Here is a 16,181-nt window from a genome sequence, read left to right as displayed (position 1 = left end):
TCAGGAGTTTTGCAATGCCCCAGGTCACCATGCGTCAGATGCTGGAAGCCGGCGTCCACTTCGGCCACCAGACCCGCTACTGGAACCCCAAGATGGCTCCGTACATCTTCGGCGCCCGCGGCAAGATCCACATCATCAACCTGGAAAAGACCGTTCCGCTGTTCAACGATGCGATGAACTTCATCTCGTCGGTTGCCCAGAAGCGCGGCACCATCCTGTTCCTCGGCACCAAGCGCAGCGCCCGCGAATCCATCAAGGAAGAAGCCGAGCGTTGCGGCATGCCGTTCATGAACCAGCGCTGGCTGGGCGGCACCCTGACCAACTTCGTCACCGTGAAGAAGTCGGTCGCCCGCCTGAAGGAGCTGGAAGCCAGCGAGACCGATGGCACCTTCGACCGCCTGGTCAAGCACGAAGTGCTGGGCCTGCGCCGCGAGCGCGACAAGCTGGAAGCCTCGCTGGGCGGCATCAAGGAAATGGGCCGCCTGCCGGATGCCATCTTCGTGATCGACATCGGCCATGAAGACATCGCCATCAAGGAAGCCAAGAAGCTCGGCATCCCGGTGATCGCCGTGGTTGACACCAACTACAACCCGGAACTGGTCGATTACGCCATCCCGGGCAACGACGACGCCATCCGTGCCGTGCAGCTGTATGCCCGCGCCGCTGCCGACGCCGTGCTGGAAGGCAAGGCCGCCGCTCCGAACTCCGCCTCCGTGCGTGAGGAAGAGTTCGCCGAAGCCGCCGCTGCTGAAGAAGCCAAGCCGGCCCGTCGCACTGCTGCCAAGAAGGCTGCCACCAAGGGTGACGAGGCCTCGGCCTGATCCCCACTGTGGGCGCGCCCGCCGCGCCCACTCCCCTGCACCGGCGCACCTGCTGCGACCGTGGCTGACAGGGACGCGTAACAAACGGCCGGCAATCATTGCCGGCCTACCCCTTTCTATTCGTGAGGAAATCCCATGGAAATCACTGCTTCCCTGGTCAAGGAACTGCGCGAGCGCACCGGCGCCGGCATGATGGAATGCAAGAAGGCCCTGACCGAGAACGCCGGCAACATCGACGCCGCCGCCGAATGGCTGCGCAAGTCGGGCCTGGCCAAGGCCGACAAGAAGGCCGACCGCGTCACCGCTGAAGGCCGCGTGGCGGCTGCACAGAGCGGCGGCAAGGCGGTACTGGTCGAGATCAACTCCGAGACCGACTTCGTCGCCAAGGACGAGAACTTCCTGAAGTTCATCGATACCGTCGCCCAGGCCGCCCTGGCCTCCGACGCGACCGACGCCGAAGCCCTGAAGAGCGCCAAGCTGACCACCGGCGAAACCGTCGAGGAAGCCCGCGCCGCCGCCATCGCCAAGCTCGGCGAGAACATGCAGATCCGTCGCCTGGCGCGCATCGACAGCAGCAACAACGTCGCCGCCTACGTCCACGGTGGCCGCATCGGCGTGCTGATCGAAGTCGCCGGCGGCAACGAAGAGCTGGCCCGTGGCCTGGCCATGCACGTGGCCGCCATGAACCCGCCGCACAACAAGGCTGCCGACGTGCCGGCCGAGTTCATCGCCAAGGAAAAGGAGATCGAACTGGCCAAGATGTCCGACAAGGAAAAGGCCAAGCCAGCCGACATCCTGGAAAAGATCATCTCCGGCAAGCTCAACAAGATCGTCAGCGAAGTGACCCTGTACGGCCAGCCGTACGTGCTGGACACCAACCAGACGGTCGAGCAGGTGCTGAAGGCCGCCGGTGCCGACGTGATCGGCTTCCAGCGCCTGGTTGTCGGCGAAGGCATCGAGAAGGTGGTGGAAGACTACGCCGCCGAAGTCGCCAAGGCGATGCAGGTCTGATCCAGACCCCGGCATGAGCCCCAGAAGAAGCCGCAGTTCCTGCGGCTTCTTTTTTATCTGCGCTCCACCCGGCAGAGAGGCGAGCTCCAGGAGCCTCCCGACCCACACGCATGTATCCTTGGACCACTGCTGAATCCGCCAATGACATGTCGCCCGAGCTGATCACCACCCTGTCCCTTTGCCGGAACCTGCCATCGCCGCCCACCGTCGCCATGCGCATCATCCAGCTGGCACAGGATCCGGAAGCAGATATCGCCACCGTGGCCGACGTCATCGCACTGGATACGGCGCTGAGCGCACGGATGATGCGCATCGCCAACTCGCCGCTGTACGCCAGCCGCCGCCGGATCGAGAACCTCGGACAGGCACTGACCATGCTCGGGCTGAACGCGACCCTGCAGCTCGCCCTGGGCTTTTCGCTGTTCCAGGCCCTGCGCGAAGGCGGGCACGAATCCCGTTTGCTGGAAGCCACCTGGCGGCGCAGCATCCTCGCCGCACTGGCTGCACGCTTCCTCGGCCAGAACTGCGGCATACGGCGCATCGAGGAGCTGATGCTTGCCGGACTGCTGCAGGACATCGGCATTCTCGCACTGTTGCAGATCCGGCCCGACAGCTACAGCCCCCTGCTCGCCACCGCCTCCAGCAATGACGAACTGCTGGCCCTGGAGCGGAGCGCGCTTGACTGCAGCCACGCCGATGTCGGCGCACAACTGTGCGACCAATGGGAGCTGCCACGCTATTTGGTGGACGCTATCGCCCACAGCGAGCCACCGGCCGAGCCGGCCGACCTGTTCCAACGCTGCGTCGCCCTGTCCGGCTGCGTCGCCGAGATATGGCTGGGCGATGACGCCGACCGCGCCCGCACCCATGCCCTGCAACGCGTACACAATGCACTGGGAATGGACAGCGCACGCTTCGAGGCGGTGCTGCGCCAGATCGACCAGATGCTGCCGGAGCTGAGTGCCCTGTTCGACCTTCCGCCACCGTCTCCCGCACGGCTGAACTATCTGCTGGAGCATGCCGCCGAACTGATGACGCTGCGCAACCTGCGCGAACTGCAGGACGCCAGCCTGGCACGCCAGCGCGCCGACGACTTCGAGGCCATGGCGCGCCAGCTGAGCGAACAGACCCACCTGGACGCCCTGACCGGTGTGCTCAACCGTCGCCAACTGCATGTCGTACTGGAACAGGAATTCAACCGTTCCAGCCAACTGGAAAATCCGCTGTCGATCGCCTTCATCGATCTGGACGACTTCAAGAAGATCAACGACCTGCACGGCCACCTGGCAGGTGACCAGGTGCTGCAGGCCTTCGCCGAGAAACTGAAGGGACAGCTGCGCAGCAGCGACACCGTGGCCCGCTTCGGGGGTGAGGAATTCGTGGTGATCTTCCCCGCCACCACCGAGCAACTGGCACTGCAGATCGTCCGCCGGGTGCTGCTGGCGATCGCCGACACGCCGATGGGCGGCACCGGCGAAGTGCCACTTCACGTCACCTTTTCCGCCGGCATCGCCACCCATGGCGATTACGAGCGCTTCGCCGACGTGCGCGAGCTGCTCAAGGCGGCTGATGATGTGCTCTATCGGGCCAAGGCGCTGGGGCGCAACCGGGTCAGCGCCCGCGCTCCACACTCCGCCGCTTGCTGAACAGGCAGGCACCGGAACCGGAGTTTTCCACGGTATCGCCGCGGCAACGCCGCCGCCGATCCGTGGCTTCCGGTAGAATTCCCCCCGATTTCTGCCACCTGAGACCGTCATGTCCAAACTCGCCTACCAACGCATCCTTTTGAAGCTTTCCGGGGAGGCGCTGATGGGAGAGGAGGATTACGGCATCGACCCAAAGGTCATCAACCGCCTGGCCCATGAGGTCATCGAGGCGCAGCAGGCCGGTGCGGAGATCGCACTGGTGGTTGGTGGCGGCAACATCTTCCGCGGCGCAGGCCTGGCCGCTGGCGGCATGGACCGCGTCACCGGCGACCACATGGGCATGCTGGCCACGGTGATCAACGCACTGGCCATGCAGGACGCACTGGAAAAAGCCGGTGGCAAAGCGCGGGTGATGAGCGCCATCAAGATCAACGACGTGTGCGAGGACTACATCCGCCGCCGCGCGATCCGCCATCTGGAAAAAGGCCGCCTGGTGATCTTCGCCGCCGGCACCGGCAACCCGTTCTTCACCACCGATTCGGGCGCCGCGCTGCGTGCGATCGAAATCGGCGCGGATCTGCTGCTAAAGGCCACCAAGGTGGACGGCGTCTACAACAAGGATCCGAACAAGCACGCCGATGCGGTGCGCTACGACAACCTGACCTATGACCGCGTGATCAACGAGGGTCTTGAGGTGATGGACACCGCCGCGTTCGCACTGGCACGCGACAGCGACCTGCCGCTGCGTGTTTTCGACATGAGCCAGCCAGGCGAGCTGCTGAAAATCCTGCGTGGCGACAATATCGGCACGCTGGTCCACGGCCGCGACAGCCACTGACCTTCCATTACACGGTTCCGGTCAGGCAGCTGCAGGGTTCGCCTATAATCGACCGGTTCAAGAAACATCAAGGATTCGGCGATGATCAACGACATCAAGCAAGATGCGCAAGCGCGCATGACCAAGAGCATCGACGCTCTGCGCCACACCCTCACCACCATCCGTACCGGCCGCGCTTCCCCCGCGCTGCTGGACCGGATCACCGTCAATGCCTACGGCAACCCGCACACGCCGCTGAACCAGGTGGCATCGGTTTCCAATGCGGACGCCCATTCGCTGCTGGTCACCCCGTTCGACAAGAGCATGGTGAAGGAAATCGAGAAGGGCCTGTACAACGCCGAGCTGACGCCCAATACGATGGGCACGGCCATCCGCATCAACCTGCCGCCGCCGACCGAGGAGCGCCGCAAGGAGCTGGCCAAACAGGTGCAGAAGGAAGGCGAAGGCGCCAAGATCGCCGTGCGCAACATCCGCCAGGATGCCAACAAGGAAGTGGCCAAGCTGCTCAAGGACAAGGCCATCAGCGAAGACGACAAGAAGCGCGGCGAAGACGACGTGCAGAAGCTCACCGACAAGGCGATCAAGGACATCGACGAAGTGGTGAAGCTCAAAGAACAGGAACTGATGGCGGTCTGACCCGTGCCGTCCGTCCCACCCAGCGGCAGCCCTGCACCGCGTATACCGGAGCACATCGCCATCATCATGGATGGCAATGGCCGCTGGGCGCAGCAGCGTCGCCGGCCGCGCATGATCGGACATCGTGCCGGCGCGCGCGCGGTCAACCGCACCATCGACTTCTGCCTTGAGCGGGGCGTCGGTGCGCTGACGCTGTTCGCGTTCTCAAGTGAGAACTGGGGTCGCCCGAAGGATGAAGTCGATGCGCTGATGAAGCTGTTCCTCGGCGCACTGGACCGCGAGGTGGACGAGCTCCACCGGCGCGGCGTCCGCATCCGCTTCATCGGTGATCGCAGCCGCTTCAGCAGCGCCATCCTGGAACGGATGACACGCTCGGAACAGCGTACGTCCGGCAACACCAGCATAACCCTGGCCATCGCCGCCAGCTATGGCGGACGACAGGATATCGCCCAGGCCGCCCGCGTCCTGGCTGCGCAGGTCGCTGCCGGCACCTTGACTGTGGACCAGATCGACGAACAGGCGCTGGCGCGCCACGTCGCCCTGGCCGACCTGCCGCCACCGGACCTGTTCATCCGCACCGGCGGCGACACCCGTATCAGCAATTTCCTGCTCTGGCAGCTGGCCTATGCGGAGCTGTGGTTCACTGACGTGCTGTGGCCGGACTTCGATGCCGGCGTGTTGCAGCAGGCACTGGACGACTACAGCCTGCGGGAGCGCCGCTTTGGCCTGACCAGCGCCCAGATTGCCGCGGCAACGGAGACCGCAAGCCCATGACCAAAACCCGAGTCATCGCCGCACTGATCATGGCCCCGGCCGCCATCTGCGCGATCCTGCTGCTCCCCACCCAGTGGCTGGTGGCCGCTGCCGCACTGGTCTTCCTGACCGGCCTGTGGGAGTGGCTCAAGCTGACCGGCGTCGACGGCCTGCCACGTACCGTGCTGCTGGTGCTGAACCTGCTGCTGATGGTGCTGCTGGTGTGGGCCTCGGCCGGCAGCACTGTACTGTTCCAGCTGGCCATATTGGTCGGCGTCGGCTTCTGGATGGCCGCGCTGCTGTGGCTGCGTTTCTTCAATTTCGGCGCACAGGGCGAAGCTTCCGCGCGCATGCTCAAGCTGGCCGCGGCGACGCTGGCGATCGTTCCGGCCTGGACCGCGCTGGCCCTGATCCACGCCAGCGAGCCGGCCGGCAACCGCTGGCTGCTGACCGCACTGGCCATCGTCTGGGCGGCCGACTCGGGGGCCTATTTCGCTGGTCGCGCCTTCGGCAAGCACAAGCTGGCGCCGCGGGTGAGCCCGAACAAGACAGTGGAAGGCCTGCTCGGCGGGCTGGTTGCCGGCCTGCTCACTGCCTGCGTATTCGGCTGGATCGCCGGCGTGCAGTTGTCCGACCTGGGCTGGCTGCTGCTGGTGGCCACCGTAACGGTACTGGCCTCGGTGCTGGGCGATCTGTTCGAGAGCCTGCTCAAGCGCCATGCCGGCGCCAAGGACTCCGGCCATCTGATTCCCGGCCACGGCGGCGTACTGGACCGCATCGATGGCGTCCTGGCCGCCTTGCCGGTATTTGCGCTGGGCAAGGAAATCTTCGGTTTCTGACATGTCCGTCTCTTTTTCCCCGCGGCAGGTCGCGATCCTCGGTGCCACCGGCTCGATCGGCACCTCGGCACTGGATGTCATCGCCCGCCACCCTGCACGGATGCGCGCCAGCGTGCTGGCTGCAGGCAGCAATGTGGAAGCGCTGGTCGCACTGTGTCGCACGCACCGGCCGGACCACGCCGCCATCGCCGATCCGGCGCTGTATGAACGTCTGCGTTCAGGCTTGGCCGATGCCGGCCTGAGCACGCAGCCCCATGCCGGCCCCGAAGCGCTGGACGCGCTGGCCGCCAGCGACAGCTGTGACACCGTCGTGGCGGCGATTGTCGGCGCAGCCGGGCTGTCGTCCACGCTTGCCGCCGCCCGTGCCGGCAAACGCCTGCTGCTGGCCAACAAGGAGTCGCTGGTACTGGCGGGCGAACTGCTGACCCGTGAAGCGGCCGCTTCCGGGGCGGAAATCATTCCGATCGACAGCGAGCACAACGCCATCTTCCAGTGCCTGCGTTCGCGCGATGCCAGCGTCGAGGGGGCCGGCGTCCGCCGGATCATCCTCACCGCATCCGGCGGCCCGTTCCGCGGACGCACGCGTGCCGAACTGGAAGCCGTAACTCCCGCACAGGCGGTTGCGCACCCGAAGTGGTCGATGGGACCGAAAATCTCGGTCGATTCGGCCACGCTGATGAACAAGGGGCTGGAGGTCATCGAGGCCCACCACCTGTTCAACATCGCCGGCTCGCGCATCGACGTGCTGGTGCATCCGCAAAGCCTGGTGCATTCGCTGGTCGAATTCATCGATGGCTCCACCCTCGCCCAACTGGGCCTGCCGGACATGCGCACCACGCTGGCGGTGGGCCTGGGCTGGCCGCAGCGCATCGAGTCGGGTGTCTCCGGGCTGGACCTGCTCAGCCAGGGCCGGCTCGATTTCGAAGCGCCGGATCTGGAGGCATTCCCCTGCCTGCGCCTGGCCTGGCAGGCGATGGACGCCGGCGGCAGCGCGCCGGCCATCCTGAACGCGGCCAACGAAGTCGCTGTTTCAGCCTTTCTTCAGGGCCGTACCGGCTTCCTGTCCATTCCCGCCCTGGTCGAACACACCCTTTCCACCCTGCCCGGCGAAGCGGTCGATACACTGGACGCCCTGCTGGCAATCGATGCACACGCCCGCCAGATCACCGAAAGCGCCATCACCCGCCTGCCCCATGCCTGACACTTCCTTCCAATCGAACCTTGCCCATGGGTGACTTCCTCGGCTCCGTGTGGTGGATGATCGTCAGCCTCGGGCTGCTGGTCACCTTCCACGAGTTCGGCCATTACTGGGTGGCGCGCCGCTGCGGCGTCAAAGTGCTGCGCTTTTCGGTCGGATTCGGCAAGCCGCTGTGGAGCCGACGCAACCGCAACGGTACCGAATTCGCCATCGCCGCCATTCCGCTGGGCGGCTACGTGAAGATGCTGGACGAGCGCGAGGGCGACGTTGCCGCCGGTGAGCGCGCCGTGGCCTTCAACAACAAGAGCGTCTGGCAGCGCATCGCCATTGTCGCCGCCGGCCCGGCCGCCAACCTGATCCTGTGCATTGCCCTGCTGTGGGCGATGTTCGTGATCGGCAAGCAGGACTACTCGGCCACCATCGGCCGTACCACCGGCATGGCCCAGCAGGCCGGCTTCGCCACCGGCGACCGCATTTTCGAGGTCGACGGGCGCCCGGTGGACACCTGGGCCGAGGCCAGCCTGGCCCTCACCACGGCGGCGATGGACCATCAGGATGCACGCATCAAAGTCCGTGATGCGCTGGAGAACGAGCGCACCCGCATCCTGCCGCTTTCACAGCTGCCGCAGGGTTTCGACGAGCGCAATGTCCCGGTACAGAGCGGCTTCATCTGGCAGTTCTGGCTGCAGCCGGCGCTGATCGACTCGGTGCTGGAGGACTCCGCCGCCAACGGCGTGCTGGAGCCGGGCGACCGCATCCTCGCCATCGACGGCCAGCGCGTGGAAAGCGCCGACCAGGTCGCACCGCTGGTGCAGCAACTGGGTGAGCGCGGCGGCGGCATGCTGGATATCGAGCGCAACGGCGAGCGCCTTGCACTGGAGCTCACCCCGACCGCCGGCGAAGGCCGGGACGGCAAGCCGCGCTGGCTGATCGGCGTGGGCTTTGTCACCGGCCAGGCCGCGGCCTATGACGCCCGCCAGCAGTACGGTCCGTTTGCGGCGATCCCGGCCGCCCTCCGCGAAACCGGCAAGCTGGCCAGCGATTCGCTGGGAATGATACGGCGCATGCTGACCGGACATGCCTCGGTCAAGAACATCTCCGGGCCGATCACCATTGCCCGCGTGGCCAACGCCTCGGCCGAGCGTGGTGTCGACTGGTTCCTGTATTTCTTGGCGCTGCTGTCACTGAGCCTGTGCATCATCAACCTGCTGCCCATCCCGGTCTTGGACGGCGGCCACCTGCTGTATTACCTTATCGAGTTGGTCAAGGGCAGCCCGCTGAGCGAGCGCGCCATGGCAACGGGCCAGTTCATCGGTCTGGCGCTGCTGGCCGGGCTGATGGGGCTGGCGTTCTACAACGACATCCTCAGCCTTGTCCCCTGATGAAATTCTTCCTGCTGTCGTCATACGCCGGCACCCACGCAACACTGAAATCGACTCCAACCGGACGTGACATGACGCGACTTCCCAATCGCCGCCTGCTAGCCCTTGCCCTTGCTGCCGGTCTGGCCATGCCCGCGCTTGCGCTGGCCGCCGAGCCCTTCACCGCCAGCGACATCCGCGTGGACGGCCTGCAGCGCATCTCCTCCGGTACGGTGTTCACCTATCTGCCGATCGAGCGGGGCGACACCGTTGACGACGCGAAGGTCGGCGACACCATCCGTGCACTGTACAAGACCGGCTTTTTCGAAGACGTGCAGCTGGACCGCCAGGGCGACATCCTGGTGGTCACGGTCAAGGAACGCCCGGCGATCAACAAGCTGACCGTCACCGGCAACAAGGACATCAAGAGCGAGCAGCTGCTCAAGGGCCTTAGCGACATCGGCCTGAGCGAAGGTGGCACCTTCGACCGCCTGAGCCTGGACCGCGTGACCCAGGAGCTGCGCCGCCAGTACAACGACCGCGGCAAGTACAACGTGGAGATCACCCCGACGGTGAGCCCGCTGGACCGCAACCGCGTGGACGTGGCCATTGCCGTCAAGGAAGGCAAGGCCGCCAAGATCCAGCACGTCAATCTGGTGGGTACGGAGAAATACGAGGCCGAGGACATCCTCGACACCTGGGAATCCAAGGAGCACAACTGGGCTTCGTGGTATCGCCGCGATGACCAGTACTCCAAGGAAAAGCTGTCCGGTGACCTGGAAAAGCTGAATTCCTGGTATCTGGACCGTGGCTATGTCGATTTCAGCATCGATTCCACCCAGGTCTCGATCAGCCCCGACAAGCGCGACATGTTCATCACCGCCGGCGTGACCGAGGGTGAGCAGTACAAGATTTCCGAGATCAAGGTCACCGGCGACACCATTCTTCCGCAGGAGGATGTGGAGCGCATGGTGATCCAGAAGGCAGGCGACACGTTCTCGCGTGCCCTGCTGGAGTTCAGTGCCGACGCGATCACCAACAGCCTGTCCAACGTCGGCTACGCCTTCGCCAAGGTCAATCCGATTCCGACCAGCAACCGCGCCGACCGCACCGTGGCGGTGAACATGCAGGTGGTGCCGGGCCCGCGCGTGGCCGTGCGCCGCATCGTGTTCAAGGGCAACACCCGCACCGCCGACGAGGTGCTGCGCCGCGAGATGCGGCAGTTCGAGAACAGCTGGTATTCGCAGGCGGCGATCGACCGTTCCAAGATCCGCCTGCAACGGCTGGGCTATTTCGAATCCGTCGATGTCGAATCCAACCCGGTCACCGGCAGCAACGACCAGGTGGACGTGGTCTACAACGTCAAGGAAACCACTTCCGGCAGCTTCGTGTTCGGCCTGGGCTATTCGCAGTCCTACGGCATGACCACCTCGATCCAGCTGTCGCAGAACAACTTCCTCGGCGGCGGCAACCGGGTCTCGGTGGATGCCTCGCGCAGCAGCTACCTGCAGCGCTACGGCTTCTCCTACATGAATCCGTATTTCACCGATGACGGCGTCTCGCTGGGCTACAACCTGTCCTGGCGCGAGCTGGATTATTCGGACTTCAACACCGCCCAGTACAACAGCACCAACGGTGCTGCGCAGGTGGTGTTCGGCGTGCCGATCACCGAGAACGACGCGTTCTCGCTGATGTTCGGCATCGACAGCAACCAGATCACGACCTACAGCGGTTACACGCCGAAGGCCATCATCTATTACATCGATGCGATGGGCACGCGCACTTTCCACTCCTGGCGTACCGAGCTGGGCTGGGCCCGCGATACCCGCAACGACTACTTCATGCCGACCCGCGGCACCTACCAGCGCCTAGGTCTAGAAGCCACCCTGCCGGGTTCGACGGCCGAGTACTACAAGCTCAGCTACCAGATCTCCAAGTACTGGCCGATCATGCCGTCGCTGGTCATCAACACCCGCCTGGAGCTGGGCTACGGCGACTCCTACGGCAGCGACAAGGTCCGCGACATCTGCTGGAACGACATTCCCGCCGTTCCCGGCATTCCCGCCGACGGCGATACCCCGGCGGTACCGGGCAAGCCCGCCACCACCGAAGTCGTCGACTGCGGCACCCCCGGCGCCAACCACCGCCAGGTGGTCGCTTCGGGCCTGCCGTTCTTCGAGAACTTCTACGCCGGTGGCACCAACTCGGTGCGCGGCTTCGAGGACAACACCCTCGGCCCGCGTTCGGAACCGATGGGCGGCTACTACAACGGCCAGCCGCTGGGCGGCTCGGTGAAGACGGTCGGCTCGATCGAGGCCTACTTCCCGAAGCTGTTCGACAGCCCGTCGGCACGCGTCTCGGCCTTCCTCGATGTCGGCAACGTCTACGCCGGCACCAACAACTTCAAGGCCAACGAACTGCGTGCATCCACCGGTATCGCCCTGCTGTGGCGCGCGCCGGTCGGACCGATTTCGATCAGCTACGCATTCCCGCTGAAGAAGAAGGATGGCGACGAGATCGAGCGCCTGCAGTTCACCTTCGGCGGCCAGTTCTGACGAGCTGATCCGCTTGGCCGGGGCCAGTGCCCCAGCTCTATCCGGTTCTACGCCACGGTGTAGAACCAGGGCACGCTCCGGCGTTCGGGATCCCCGCGCCTGTGCGTGCCCCCCCTTCGTCAGCGCGGGCTTTCCTCCAAGGCTGTCAGCGTGCAGCTCTGGTCGTTTCAGGCTTCCGGCACAGGGTTTCCGTTATCGGCCAGCCGGAAGCACCACGAACGCCTGTTTCCTTTTCCGGCCGGCAACCTACCCTTTGTGGCGGTTTCTGGACGGCTGTGCGCACGACGCCTCAACCAGCCGGTCGGCATGACCACCACCTGCACAGGCTGTAAACTCGCCACGTGAATATTCCTACCCATACCGCACAGGAACTTGCCGACCGCTTCGGTTTGCAGGTGCATGGCGATCCGTCCGCCGCCATTTCCGGAGTGGCCACGCTGGCCCATGCCGGTCCCGGCCAGCTGACCTTCCTCGCCAATCCGCGCTATCGCGCGCAACTGGCTGACAGCAAGGCCTCCATCGTGGTGCTGCGTGCCGACGATGCCGCCGCCGCGCCGGGCACCGCACTGATCGCCAAGGATCCCTACACGACCTTCGCCAAGATCGGCGCGCTGTTCGAGACCGTGCCGCTGCGCGAGCCCGGCATCCATGCCAGCGCGGTGGTCGACCCGAGCGCGCAGGTGGCCGCCAGCGCCCATATCGGCCCGCACGTGTGCATCGGCGCGCGCAGCGTGATCGGTGAAAACTGCATCATCGGCCCCGGCAGCGTGATCGGCGACGATTGCCTGCTCGAGGCCGGCTGCGAACTGCTCGCCCGCGTCACCCTGGTGGCGCGCGTGAAGCTGGGCAAGCGCGTGCGCATCCATCCCGGCGCCGTACTCGGTGCCGAGGGCTTCGGCCTGGCGATGGACAACGGCCACTGGATCAAGGTGCCGCAGCTGGGTGGCGTGCGTATCGGCGACGACTGCGAGATCGGCGCCAACACCTGCATCGACCGCGGCGCGCTGGAAGACACAGTGCTCGAGGAGGACGTGCGCGTGGACAACCTGGTGCAGATCGCCCACAACGTGCAGATCGGCGCGCACAGCGCCATCGCCGGCTCCACCGGTATCGCAGGCAGCGCCAAGATCGGCCGCTACTGCCTGCTCGGTGGTGCGGTCGGCGTGGTCGGCCATTTGGAAATCTGCGACCACGTGGTCATCACCGGCAAGTCGGTGGTGCGCAATTCCATCCATGAGCCGGGCGAATATTCGTCCGGCACCCCATTGACCGACAACCGCACGTGGCGCAAGAACGCCGCGCGCTTCAAGCAGCTTGATGTGCTGGCAAGGCGCATCCTGGCTGTGAGCAAGGAGAAGGAATGAACGCAAGTCCGCAACTGCCCATCGACGTCACCACCATCCAGACGCTGATTCCGCACCGCTATCCCTTCCTGCTGGTCGACAAGGTTGTCGAGCTCGACATCGAGGGCAAGCGCATCGTTGCGCACAAGAACGTCACCATCAACGAGCCGTTCTTCCAGGGGCATTTTCCGACCCAGCCGATCATGCCGGGCGTGCTGATCATCGAGGCGCTGGCGCAGGCCGGCGGCGTGCTGACCCAGCTCAGCCTCGGCCGTGACGCGCAGTCCAAGCTGTTCTACCTGGTCAAGGTCGACAACGTGCGCTTCATGAAGCAGGTCGTGCCCGGCGATGTGCTGGAGCTGCACGTGCAGGTCAAGCGTGTGATCCGCAACATGGCCGTGTACTACGGTGAGGCCAAGGTCGACGGTGAAGTGGTTGCGCATGCCGAAGTGCTGTGCGCCGGCACCCGCGAATAACCTGCACGGAGTTCCTGCATGAGCAACAGCGCCCCCCTGATCCATCCGTCCGCCGTCGTCGACCCCGCCGCCCGGCTGGGCGAAGGCGTGCGCGTGGGCGCTTTCAGCCTGATCGGTGCCGATGTGCAGATCGGTGACGGCACCGAAGTCGGTCCCCACTGCAGCATCCAGGGCCCGACACGGATCGGCCGCGACAACCGTTTCATCGGCCACTGCGCCATCGGTGGCGAGCCGCAGGACAAGAAGTACGCCGGTGAGCGTACCGAGCTGGTGATCGGCGATCGCAACGTGTTCCGCGAGTTCGTCACCGTCAACCGCGGCACTGCCGGCGGCGGCGGCGTGACCACCATCGGCAATGACAACTGGATGCTGGCCTACGTGCATGTCGCCCATGACTGCCATGTGGCCGATCACTGCGTGTTCTCCAACAACACCACGCTGGCCGGGCATGTGAGCGTCGGCAACTGGGTGATCATCAGCGGCTTCGCCGGTGCCCACCAGTTCTGCCGCATCGGCGATCACGCTTTCCTCGGCATGGGTGCGCTGGTCACCGGTGATATTCCGCCGTTCACCATGGTCGGCATCGACGGCCACGGCCGTCCGCGCGGCATCAACAGCGAAGGCCTCAAACGCCGCGGCTTCGATGCCACGCGCATCAGCGCGATCAAGCGCGCCTACCGCACCCTGTATGTAGCGGGCGTGCCGCTGGCCGAAGCCAAGCAGCAACTGGCCGAACAGGCCCGCGACAGTGACGATGTACGGCAGCTGCTGGAGTTCATCGAGCACTCCGACCGCCCGCTGCAGCGATGACTGCCACCCGCATCCCCGCCGCTGCCTCCCGCTCCGGGATGGCAGCACCTGCGGCCACGGCACGGCCGCCGCGCATCGCGCTGGTGGCTGGTGAGGCGTCGGGGGACGGGCTGGGTGCCGGGCTGATCGAACAACTGCGCCAGCGCTATCCAGATGCCGAATTCGCCGGCATCGGCGGCGATGCCATGCGCATTGCCGGTTGCGACACCTGGTTTGATGCCAGTGAACTGGCGCTGATGGGGCTGGCCGAGATCCTGCGTCACCTGCCGCGCCTGCTGAAGCTGCGCAAGGCGTTCCGCCAGCGTGCGCTGGAATGGCAGCCGGATGTGTTCATCGGCATCGATGCACCGGATTTCAATCTGGGCGTGGAGAAGTGGCTCAAGCAGCGTGGCATCCGCACCGTACATTACGTCAGCCCGTCGGTATGGGCATGGCGGGAGAAACGCGCGGAGAAAATCGGCGCCAGTGCCGACCTGGTGTTGTGCCTGTTTCCGATGGAGCCACCGATCTATGCCAGGCACGGCATCGATGCCCGCTTCGTCGGCCATCCGATGGCCGATGCGATCGCGCTGGAAAGCGATCGCGAGCAGGCGCGCAAGGCGCTCGGCATCGCGGCGGACGTGCCGGTGCTGGCCGTGCTGCCCGGCAGTCGTCTGGGCGAGGTCAGCCGCCTGGGGCCACCATTCTTCGCGGCTGCACGGCAGCTGTGCGAAACCATGGAAGGACTGCAGTTGCTGGTGCCCGCCGCCAACGCCAAGTGCAAGGCGATGATCGTCGAACAGCTCCACGCTGCCGCGCTGCCCAGCGCGCGCGTACACCTGCTGGAGGGCCGCGCCCGTGAAGCGATGGTCGCCGCCGACGTGGTTCTGCTGGCCTCCGGTACCGCGACGCTGGAAACCATGCTGGTCAAGCGGCCGATGGTGGTCGGCTACCGCGTGTCCGAACTCACCTATCGCATCGTCAGCGCCCTGGGCCTGCTCAAGGTCGACCGTTATGCGCTGCCCAACGTGCTGGCCGGCAAGGACCTTGCGCCGGAGCTGATGCAACATGACTGCACGCCGGAAAAACTGGCCTCGGCGATCTCGCAATGGTTCGAACATCCGGACTGTGTGAGCGGCCTGCAGGACGACTACCTGCGCCTGCACCATGAGCTGCGCCAGGACGCCTCCGCGCGTGCGGCCGAAGCGGTCGCGGGCCTGCTGCAATCCTCCACCGCTGGCCGGCCATGACTGCCCGCCGTATCCGCACCCGCGCTGCCGGGGCGTCGCTGCCGCTGTTTGACGATGCCATGGCGGACAATCCCTCGGCGCCTGGACGGATCGCCGGTGTCGATGAGGCCGGGCGCGGACCGCTGGCCGGGCCGGTGGCGGTGGCGGCCGTGGTGTTCGATCCACAGCAACCGCCCATCGATGGCCTGGATGATTCCAAGGCACTGACCGCCAGGCGCCGTGAACTGCTGTTCGATCGCATCCTCGAACGCGCCCTGGCGCACCACATCGTCATCGTCGATGTGGCCGAGATCGACGAGATCAACATCTTCCAGGCCACCATGCAGGGTATGCGCCGGGCGGTGGAAGGCGTGGCGCACGTGGCGCAGTTCGCGCGGATCGATGGCAACAAGATCCCTGCCGGCCTGCCCTGCCCGGCCGAAGCACTGGTAGGTGGCGACGCCATCGATCGCGCGATCATGGCCGCCTCGATTCTCGCCAAGGTCAGCCGCGACCGTTACATGCTGGATCTGCACCGGCAGTTTCCGATGTATGGCTTCGACCGGCACAAGGGCTATGGCACCGCCTTGCACCTGGCCGCCCTGCGGGCACACGGCCCCTGTCCGGAACACCGTCGCAGCTTCGCCCCGGTCCGTGCCTGTCTCGCGCCGGCCTGAGCCCGGCAG

The 16,181-nt window shown here is 65.5% G+C and carries 15 protein-coding genes; all 15 read left to right on the top strand.

All coding sequences use genetic code 11. The features are described 5' to 3' along the window. The first annotated feature begins 14 nt into the window (after positions 1 to 14). Positions 15 to 821: a 30S ribosomal protein S2 gene (gene rpsB / locus ACSBPQ_RS06755; protein ID WP_442684261.1), complete on the top strand. Its 807-nt coding sequence runs from the start codon at positions 15 to 17 to the stop codon at positions 819 to 821. A gap of 135 nt (positions 822 to 956) precedes the next feature. Continuing rightward, positions 957 to 1,832, top strand: a complete 876-nt coding sequence (gene tsf, locus ACSBPQ_RS06750; RefSeq protein ID WP_442684260.1) for a translation elongation factor Ts — start codon at positions 957 to 959, stop codon at positions 1,830 to 1,832. Between the two features lie 146 nt (positions 1,833 to 1,978). Further along, the gene (locus tag ACSBPQ_RS06745) at positions 1,979 to 3,478 is read left to right on the top strand and encodes an HDOD domain-containing protein (RefSeq protein WP_442684533.1); all 1,500 of its coding nucleotides are present in this window, start codon (positions 1,979 to 1,981) and stop codon (positions 3,476 to 3,478) included. A 109-nt stretch (positions 3,479 to 3,587) separates the two neighbouring features. Next, entirely contained in the window at positions 3,588 to 4,316 is a 729-nt protein-coding gene (gene pyrH, locus ACSBPQ_RS06740) for a UMP kinase (RefSeq protein WP_442684259.1), read from the top strand. A gap of 81 nt (positions 4,317 to 4,397) precedes the next feature. Further along, positions 4,398 to 4,952: a ribosome recycling factor gene (frr, locus tag ACSBPQ_RS06735; protein ID WP_442684258.1), complete on the top strand. Its 555-nt coding sequence runs from the start codon at positions 4,398 to 4,400 to the stop codon at positions 4,950 to 4,952. A gap of 66 nt (positions 4,953 to 5,018) precedes the next feature. Then, entirely contained in the window at positions 5,019 to 5,726 is a 708-nt protein-coding gene (uppS, locus tag ACSBPQ_RS06730; protein WP_442684532.1) for a polyprenyl diphosphate synthase, read from the top strand. Next, on the top strand, positions 5,723 to 6,544 hold the full coding sequence (locus tag ACSBPQ_RS06725) for a phosphatidate cytidylyltransferase (protein ID WP_442684257.1): 822 nt from the start codon (positions 5,723 to 5,725) through the stop codon (positions 6,542 to 6,544). Before uppS ends, ACSBPQ_RS06725 begins: the two co-directional genes overlap by 4 nt. Before the next feature lies 1 nt (position 6,545). Further along, positions 6,546 to 7,745 carry a 1-deoxy-D-xylulose-5-phosphate reductoisomerase gene (locus tag ACSBPQ_RS06720; RefSeq protein WP_442684256.1) on the top strand — a complete coding sequence of 400 codons (1,200 nt, stop codon included), beginning with the start codon at positions 6,546 to 6,548 and terminating at the stop codon, positions 7,743 to 7,745. A 26-nt stretch (positions 7,746 to 7,771) separates the two neighbouring features. Further along, positions 7,772 to 9,124 carry an RIP metalloprotease RseP gene (gene rseP, locus ACSBPQ_RS06715; RefSeq protein ID WP_442684255.1) on the top strand — a complete coding sequence of 451 codons (1,353 nt, stop codon included), beginning with the start codon at positions 7,772 to 7,774 and terminating at the stop codon, positions 9,122 to 9,124. A 71-nt stretch (positions 9,125 to 9,195) separates the two neighbouring features. Beyond that, entirely contained in the window at positions 9,196 to 11,658 is a 2,463-nt protein-coding gene (bamA, locus tag ACSBPQ_RS06710) for an outer membrane protein assembly factor BamA (RefSeq protein WP_442684254.1), read from the top strand. A 341-nt stretch (positions 11,659 to 11,999) separates the two neighbouring features. Then, positions 12,000 to 13,022, top strand: coding sequence for a UDP-3-O-(3-hydroxymyristoyl)glucosamine N-acyltransferase (gene lpxD / locus ACSBPQ_RS06705; RefSeq protein WP_442684253.1), 1,023 nt, complete (start codon positions 12,000 to 12,002; stop codon positions 13,020 to 13,022). Then, complete coding sequence (gene fabZ, locus ACSBPQ_RS06700; RefSeq protein WP_442684252.1) at positions 13,019 to 13,477, top strand: 3-hydroxyacyl-ACP dehydratase FabZ; 459 nt, start codon at positions 13,019 to 13,021, stop codon at positions 13,475 to 13,477. The genes lpxD and fabZ overlap by 4 nt, the downstream gene beginning before the upstream one ends. A gap of 18 nt (positions 13,478 to 13,495) precedes the next feature. Continuing rightward, positions 13,496 to 14,287 carry an acyl-ACP--UDP-N-acetylglucosamine O-acyltransferase gene (gene lpxA / locus ACSBPQ_RS06695; RefSeq protein ID WP_442684251.1) on the top strand — a complete coding sequence of 264 codons (792 nt, stop codon included), beginning with the start codon at positions 13,496 to 13,498 and terminating at the stop codon, positions 14,285 to 14,287. Beyond that, on the top strand, positions 14,284 to 15,516 hold the full coding sequence (lpxB, locus tag ACSBPQ_RS06690; protein ID WP_442684250.1) for a lipid-A-disaccharide synthase: 1,233 nt from the start codon (positions 14,284 to 14,286) through the stop codon (positions 15,514 to 15,516). The genes lpxA and lpxB overlap by 4 nt, the downstream gene beginning before the upstream one ends. Then, complete coding sequence (locus ACSBPQ_RS06685) at positions 15,513 to 16,172, top strand: ribonuclease HII (protein ID WP_442684249.1); 660 nt, start codon at positions 15,513 to 15,515, stop codon at positions 16,170 to 16,172. Before lpxB ends, ACSBPQ_RS06685 begins: the two co-directional genes overlap by 4 nt. Positions 16,173 to 16,181 lie beyond the last annotated feature (9 nt).

The sequence above is a fragment of the Stenotrophomonas sp. JC08 genome, from assembly GCF_052180205.1.
Lineage (GTDB): Bacteria > Pseudomonadota > Gammaproteobacteria > Xanthomonadales > Xanthomonadaceae > Stenotrophomonas.
The sequence above is the reverse complement of the archived record's forward strand: the minus strand, read 5'-3'. Positions and strand labels throughout refer to the sequence as shown.

Coding starts and splice junctions, on each gene's coding strand:
- rpsB (WP_442684261.1), top strand. CDS start 15: ATGCCCCAGGTCACCATGCGTCAGATGCTGGAAGCCGGCGTCCACTTC.
- tsf (WP_442684260.1), top strand. CDS start 957: ATGGAAATCACTGCTTCCCTGGTCAAGGAACTGCGCGAGCGCACCGGC.
- ACSBPQ_RS06745 (WP_442684533.1), top strand. CDS start 1,979: ATGTCGCCCGAGCTGATCACCACCCTGTCCCTTTGCCGGAACCTGCCA.
- pyrH (WP_442684259.1), top strand. CDS start 3,588: ATGTCCAAACTCGCCTACCAACGCATCCTTTTGAAGCTTTCCGGGGAG.
- frr (WP_442684258.1), top strand. CDS start 4,398: ATGATCAACGACATCAAGCAAGATGCGCAAGCGCGCATGACCAAGAGC.
- uppS (WP_442684532.1), top strand. CDS start 5,019: ATGGATGGCAATGGCCGCTGGGCGCAGCAGCGTCGCCGGCCGCGCATG.
- ACSBPQ_RS06725 (WP_442684257.1), top strand. CDS start 5,723: ATGACCAAAACCCGAGTCATCGCCGCACTGATCATGGCCCCGGCCGCC.
- ACSBPQ_RS06720 (WP_442684256.1), top strand. CDS start 6,546: ATGTCCGTCTCTTTTTCCCCGCGGCAGGTCGCGATCCTCGGTGCCACC.
- rseP (WP_442684255.1), top strand. CDS start 7,772: ATGGGTGACTTCCTCGGCTCCGTGTGGTGGATGATCGTCAGCCTCGGG.
- bamA (WP_442684254.1), top strand. CDS start 9,196: ATGACGCGACTTCCCAATCGCCGCCTGCTAGCCCTTGCCCTTGCTGCC.
- fabZ (WP_442684252.1), top strand. CDS start 13,019: ATGAACGCAAGTCCGCAACTGCCCATCGACGTCACCACCATCCAGACG.
- lpxA (WP_442684251.1), top strand. CDS start 13,496: ATGAGCAACAGCGCCCCCCTGATCCATCCGTCCGCCGTCGTCGACCCC.
- lpxB (WP_442684250.1), top strand. CDS start 14,284: ATGACTGCCACCCGCATCCCCGCCGCTGCCTCCCGCTCCGGGATGGCA.
- ACSBPQ_RS06685 (WP_442684249.1), top strand. CDS start 15,513: ATGACTGCCCGCCGTATCCGCACCCGCGCTGCCGGGGCGTCGCTGCCG.